General features: G+C 61.6%; 5 protein-coding genes. 1 reads left to right on the top strand and 4 read right to left on the bottom strand.

Going from position 1 to position 6,234, the window contains the following annotated elements:
- On the bottom strand, positions 1 to 2,209 hold a 2,209-nt coding region (locus JNL55_RS22010; RefSeq protein ID WP_293858956.1), incomplete at its 3' end, for an ATP-binding protein.
- 52 nt (positions 2,210 to 2,261) lie between these two features.
- Complete coding sequence (locus JNL55_RS22005) at positions 2,262 to 3,302, bottom strand: ABC transporter substrate-binding protein (protein ID WP_293858953.1); 1,041 nt, start codon at positions 3,300 to 3,302, stop codon at positions 2,262 to 2,264.
- Positions 3,303 to 3,577: 275 nt separating this feature from the next.
- Here JNL55_RS22005 and gltS point away from each other — a divergent pair, with 275 nt between their 5' ends.
- Positions 3,578 to 4,774: a sodium/glutamate symporter gene (gene gltS / locus JNL55_RS22000; RefSeq protein WP_293858950.1), complete on the top strand. Its 1,197-nt coding sequence runs from the start codon at positions 3,578 to 3,580 to the stop codon at positions 4,772 to 4,774.
- A gap of 3 nt (positions 4,775 to 4,777) precedes the next feature.
- Here the strand turns inward: gltS and dgcA are convergent, their stop codons facing one another.
- On the bottom strand, positions 4,778 to 5,767 hold the full coding sequence (dgcA, locus tag JNL55_RS21995; RefSeq protein WP_293858947.1) for an N-acetyl-D-Glu racemase DgcA: 990 nt from the start codon (positions 5,765 to 5,767) through the stop codon (positions 4,778 to 4,780).
- Positions 5,725 to 6,234, bottom strand: a 510-nt coding sequence (locus JNL55_RS21990; protein ID WP_293858944.1) for an NAD-dependent epimerase/dehydratase family protein, incomplete at its 5' end; no start/stop codon positions are given. The genes JNL55_RS21990 and dgcA, both read right to left, overlap by 43 nt.

The raw sequence follows: 6,234 nt of genomic DNA, 5'->3' as shown, positions 1-6,234 counted from the left end.
GACTGGCCGAGGTGAGCATGACCAGTCCTGTGCCGTTCAGATCCGGATGACGCTTGATATGCATCGCCAGATCCAACCCATCCATCTGTGGCATCACGAAGTCGAGCAGGGCGACGTTGAACGCGCGTCCGCCATTGTGTGCCGACTGCAGCGTGCCGAGTGCGACGTGACCTGAATCGACGCACGCATGCTCGACACCCCACAGACGCAACTGCTCGCTCAACAAGCGGCGGTTCAGTTCGTAGTCGTCGACGATCAGCACGCGCAGTTGTGACAGCATTTCCTGGTCGCTTGAGGACAGCGCAACTGGCGTTTCAGACACCGGTGCCGGCAAGGTGAACCAGAATGTGGAGCCGCGGCCCAACGTGCTTTTGAAACCGATCTGGCCGCCCATCAACTCGACCAGGCGTTTACCGATGACCAAGCCGAGGCCGGTGCCGCCAAACTCGCGAGTGGTCGACGAGTCGGCTTGCGAGAACTGCTGGAACAACAGCGGCTGTTTCTCGACCGGAATGCCTACGCCGGTATCGGTAACCTGGCAGCGAACGAAGCGCACACCGAACTCGGTGACGATGGGTTCGACTTCAATCAACACATGACCGCTGCGTGTGAACTTGATGGCGTTACCGACCAGGTTGAGCAGCACCTGACGTACTCGCCCCGGATCGCCTTCGAGCAGCGCCGGCACATCCGCCGCCACGCGAATCGCCATCTCCAAGCCTTTGGCCTGCGCTTGATGGGCCAGCAGATCGGTGACTTCTTCGGCCGCGCGGGCGCAGTCGAAAGGAATCTTCTCGACTTGTAACTTGCCGGCCTCGACCTTGGAAAAGTCCAGGATGTCGTTGATGACGTGCAGCAGCGACTCTGCCGAGTGCTGGATGATCTGCACGTGCTCGCGCTGTTCTTTGTCGAGCTGCGTGTCCAACAGCAAGTTGGTGAAGCCCAGCACGCCGTTCATGGGGGTGCGGATTTCGTGACTCATGTTGGCCAGGAATTCGCTCTTGGCGCGGCTGGCTGACTCGGCCGCGATCCGAGCCCGTTGCAACTCTTCGGCTTGGCGCGACCGCTCGGCGATTTCCGCTTCGAGCACGCTGGTTCGTCGCAATTCCTCGGCCTGCTTGGCGCGCTCCACCATCTGGGCTTCGAGCGCGATGGTTTTGCTTTCGACGGTGTCCGCCATGTCGTTGAAGGCACGAGCGAGTTCGGTCGACTCGTCGCCGCCGACCACAACGGCGCGCGCCGACGATTCGCCCAACGCGATCCGGCGCACGACACCGGTGAGATTCACGATGGGGCGCGCTGTCCGGCGAGCGATGATCAGCGCCGCTATCGAGCTCACGATCAAAGCGAGCAGCACGATCCACGCCGTTTGGAAAAACATCTCCCGCACCGGAGCGATCACATCTGCGTAATGCGCGATGGTCACGACGCGCCAGCCGCCGGCACGATTGGCGCCGTAAGTCGGCAGCCGGGTAAATGCAACCAGCACCGGCTCGCCACTGCGTTCCACCAATGCCCAGCCGGCATCGCTACGACCCATGCGTTCCAGCAGTGTCGGATCCGCGGTGAGCACTGAACTCAACCGCTTGCCGCGATCGGCGGGATCCGAACTCAGTAGCTCATCGCCGTTCAGATCGATCAAGTATGCCTGCCGCGCACCCGTGGCTCGCTTGCCGATGTCACGTAGCATTTCCTCGAACGGCGCGTCGAGCAACTCCGCGATCAGTACGCCGCCGACGTGTTGTTTGGCGTCGCGAATGGTGATCATCAAATGAAACGTTGCGTCGTCGGCGTCCCGCTCTTTGGTGAGACTCACCAGTTCGGCCGAGCCGACCGGCCGCTGCAGCACGCTGTCGAAGTTGGCGCGCAATCCGGGAGAGAGTTCATGAACCGAGTGGCCAACGTCATGGGCATCGGAGGAGGAGACCACAGTGCCCTGCGGATTGGTCAGATAGATCCGCCGCATATAGGGATAGACGTAAGTGAAGTTTCTCAGCCGAGCCGTCATTGCGGCAGAAGAGTCTTCACGCAAGGCACGGTCGTCGACGTACACATACATGCCGCGCACGGCATCGAGCAGCAAGTTATCCACGGCGCGCGCCGTCGGCACCAAGCTGTCTTCGAAGCGAGCTGCCACCAACTGTTCGGTGTGCAACTTCATCATGGGATAGAGCGCGGTGATGGCAACGGCCAGCGACACCGTCGTCATTCCTATCAAGGCCGCAAGAATTTTCCTTGTGAGAGTCACTGCTGCCGCTCGCTTACTGCAGTGCTCGGATAAAGCGGGAGTCCAGATGCGCTGGGCTGTCGACGCGCCGTGTGACCAGGCCGCGATCCAACATGAAATCGTTCATGCGTCGCCAGGAGCCATGCAACGATTCGAAACCCGCGGCGTATGAGAAAGCTCGGACGTTGTCGGCTGCGTCGAGCACGCGGTCGGCGCGCAGCAAGTCCTGTACATACGGTTCCGGTTCTTTGGAGAGCCGAGCCACGATGGCGCACGCCTCAACCGGATGCTGTCGAATGAAACTCTCGGCGCGATGCCAGACCTGCACCAACGCTTCGACCTCACGCGGGTGCGCATCGATGAAATCACGGCGCAGGGTGAAGACGGAGTAGGTGAGTCCAGGAAAGTCCGCGGCCGAAAAGATCTGCACGCCGCCAGCAGCCTTGGCCTCCGACACATACGGTTCCCACACCAGCACGGCATCGACTTCGCCGCGCTTGAACTGCCTGATGGCTTCGTCGCCAGGGACATCCAGCAAGATCAGATCGTCGAGCTTGAGATGATCGCGCTCAGCCACTACCGACAATAAATATTCCAGATAAGTGCCCCGATGCAGAGCCACCTTCTTGCCGCGCAAGTCTTGCAAGCGGCGATTGCCGGGCTTGGCGATGAGCGCCTCGGCCACTTCCGAATAGTCGATGGCGATGACGCCGGTGAGATCGTTGCCGGCGGCCACGTGCCTCACCAGGTCGTATTGGGAGAAGCCCATGGCCTGCAACTTGCCGGAGTTGACGTCATGCATGGAATCGAAATATTTGCCGTTGACGTCGACACGCTCCACGTTCAACCCGGCTTCGCGAAACCAGCCTTTGTCATGGGCCACATCGACCCAGTAGCTACCGGGCCAAACATACGTGGCGATGCGAATCGGCTCGGAGGAGAGCGGTGGCGGTGCCTGGTGCGATCCACAGCCACTCATCAGCACGCTGCCGACGAGCATGAACGCCGCAGCCGCGAGGCTGTCGCGGCCAGCTGTCAGAAGCGACTTGAAGGCGTGAATCGTCCTGTTGATCACAACCGTGTCCGTGAGGCACAGCCAAACACATGACGGCGCACCCTCGGCACTGAAGGCACGCCCCCGAATCGAGCTCTTCGTCGCATCGGGCAACGGCTCGCTTGACGGAATCTTGAGCGGCAAGTCCGCTACCCGCGGGGCACGTCACGAATCGCGCCGGCTTTTAGGGGAATGCCTCAAGCCGCCGGGCGGGAACACGCTGCGTTTTAGGTAGCTAAAGCAGCACTGCCGATGGCAGTATGCGGGGCTCGTAACGACAAGATCGCAAAGCGACCATGAAGTTGGGATTGATCGAAACCACTGCGCTAGCCAGCCTGCTCCTGTTGCTTGGATATCGCGCTCGCGCTGCCATTCCTTTACTGCATAGGCTGAACATTCCCGCACCGGTGATCGGTGGCCTTGCCATGTCAATCGTGGTGCTGGCGCATCGTTCGTTCGCGACCACGCCGATCCAATTCGATACGACGTTGCAGCGGCCGCTGATGATCGCGTTCTTCACCAGCATCGGCTTCGCGGCGAGCTATCGACTGCTGCGCGTGGGCGGCCCGCAGATGCTGTTGTTTCTGCTCGCCTGTAGCGTCCTGGCGATATTGCAAAACATCCTCGGCGCAGGCGTCGCAACCCTGTTCGGCTTGCCGCCACTGTTTGGAACGTTGACGGGCGCAGTCACGCTCGCGGGCGGTCCAGCGACTGGCATGGCGTTCGCGCCGCTGTTCGAACAAGCGGGAGTTGCCGGCGCCGGTTCGATCGCACTAGCCAGCGGGATGGGCGGCATCGTTCTAGGCAGCATCCTGGGCGCACCGTTGGCAACGATGCTCATCGAACGCTACAAGTTGCGTCCAGGCGCTGCCACTGCGGACACGCACGCGCTGGCGACGACATCCGAGCCAGACGCATCACCCGCACAGGACGCGACCTACACTGTCCTCAAGAACCTCACGCTCGTGCTGCTCGCCATGTGGGTCGGCTCCGGTATCAGCCAGCTCATCGAGAACGCCGGTGTCACCATGCCGCCTTACATCGGCTCACTCATCATCGGCGCAGCGATCCGCAACTTGGACGATGCGACGGGCTGGCTGCATCTATCGCACAAGACCATCGACACCATTGGCGGCGTCACCTTGTCATTGTTTCTGTCCATGGCGCTGATGACACTGAACCTGCTCGAGCTCGCGAGCCTCGCCGCGCCGTTGTTGATCAACCTGTTGTTGCAGGCCGCGTTGGTGGCCGCGCTCTGTCTCGGGCCAGTGTTCATTCTGATGGGCAAAGACTATGACGCTGCGGTGATGTGCGGCGGCTTTGCGGGAGTCATGTTGGGAACGACCGCAAATGGTATGGCGGTCATGCGCTCGGTGGTGGAACGCTACGGCATCGCGCCCAGTGCGTTCCTGGTAGTGCCCATCGTCGGTGGCTTCTTCCTCGACTTCACCAACGCGCTCATCATCACGGTGTCGGTGAACCTGCTGAGCTGATCGTTACTGATTGCCCCACAAGAAGGGCTGGCTCAGCGTGAGCTGCCCCTTATCGATCAGCACGCCCTGATCGCGATCCTTCGCCAGCCACCACGGGCCGTCCAGATCGGCATAGTCGGCGTGAGCGGCAATCTGCAGCGCCGGCGCGATGCTCAGCGATGTGCAAACCATGCAGCCGATCATCACTTGCAACTTCCGATCTCGCGCCGCTTGCCGCAGGCGCAGCGCTTCGGTGAGGCCACCGGTCTTGTCGAGCTTGATGTTCACGACTTGGTAGCGACGCGCGATCTGCTCCAGACCGCTCACGGTGTGCACGGACTCATCCGCGCATAAAGGCACCAAAGGCGTAAATGTTTCCAAGGCCGCATCCTGCGAACCTGGCAGCGGCTGCTCGATGAAAGCGATGCGGTGCTTGGCGAGGAAGGGCTGCAGCTCGCGCAATAGATCGATGTTCCAACTCTCGTTGGGATCGATGATGAGCTGCGCGTCTGGCGCCACCGAGGCAACCGCTTCGATAGCCGCTTGCGGCGTTTGGTCGTCGACCTTGATCTTGATGACCTTGGAACTGGCGACGTCGCGCGCGGCAGCGGCCATGTTCTCCGGCGTATCGATGGAGATGGTAACGGCGGTCGAGTACGACGCCGGCACGGACTGGCCGATCAATTGCGCGACCGACTTGCCGCTCGTGCGCGCTTCGAGATCCCACAGCGCGCAGTCGACAGCATTTCTCGCCGCGCCTGCCGGCAGCAGCGTTTCCAATCGTGCGCGGGTGAGTTCAAACGGCGACAGTGACTTCAGCACTTCGAGCTGCTGAAGCACCGACTCAGGCGTCTCATTGTAACGCGCGTAAGGCACCGACTCGCCACGGCCGACGATGTCGCCCACGCGCGCTTCAACGACGGTGACGACTGCCTCCGTCTTGACGCCTCGCGAGATGCGAAAGGGGCGGGCTAGCGGCCAGCGCTCGCTGCGGGCAATGAATCCGGAAAGCATTCGAGTAGTCGTCCTACGATTTTGCCGACGCCCATGGCGATGGGATCTTCGCACGGCAGGTCCAGTTCATCCTCGACCTGTTCGCACAGCCGACGCGCCACGATGGGATCGAGTTTGGAAGTATTCAATGCAATGCCGACCGCGACGACGTCGGGTTGAGTCACCCGAGCCGCAGTCATGTTCGCGAGCAAACATTCTTTCAAAGGCGGCAGTGGACGACCCGGCAGGCCGCGCATATGCGGGCGATCGGGCTCATGACACATCACCAGCGCATTCGGCTGCGACCCGTGCAACAGACCGAGCGAAACGCCGGCATACGACGGGTGGAACAACGAGCCCTGACCTTCGATGATGTCCCAGCCGCCATCATGTCGCGCCGGCGATAGCCACTCGGCAGCACCCGCGATGAAGTCGGCGACCACCGCATCGATCGGCACGCCGCTACCGGCGACCAAGATGCCGGTCTG

Origin of the sequence: Steroidobacter sp., from assembly GCF_016790065.1 — a bacterium.
Lineage (GTDB): Bacteria > Pseudomonadota > Gammaproteobacteria > Steroidobacterales > Steroidobacteraceae > Steroidobacter.
This window is presented reverse-complemented; position numbering and strand designations above follow the sequence as displayed.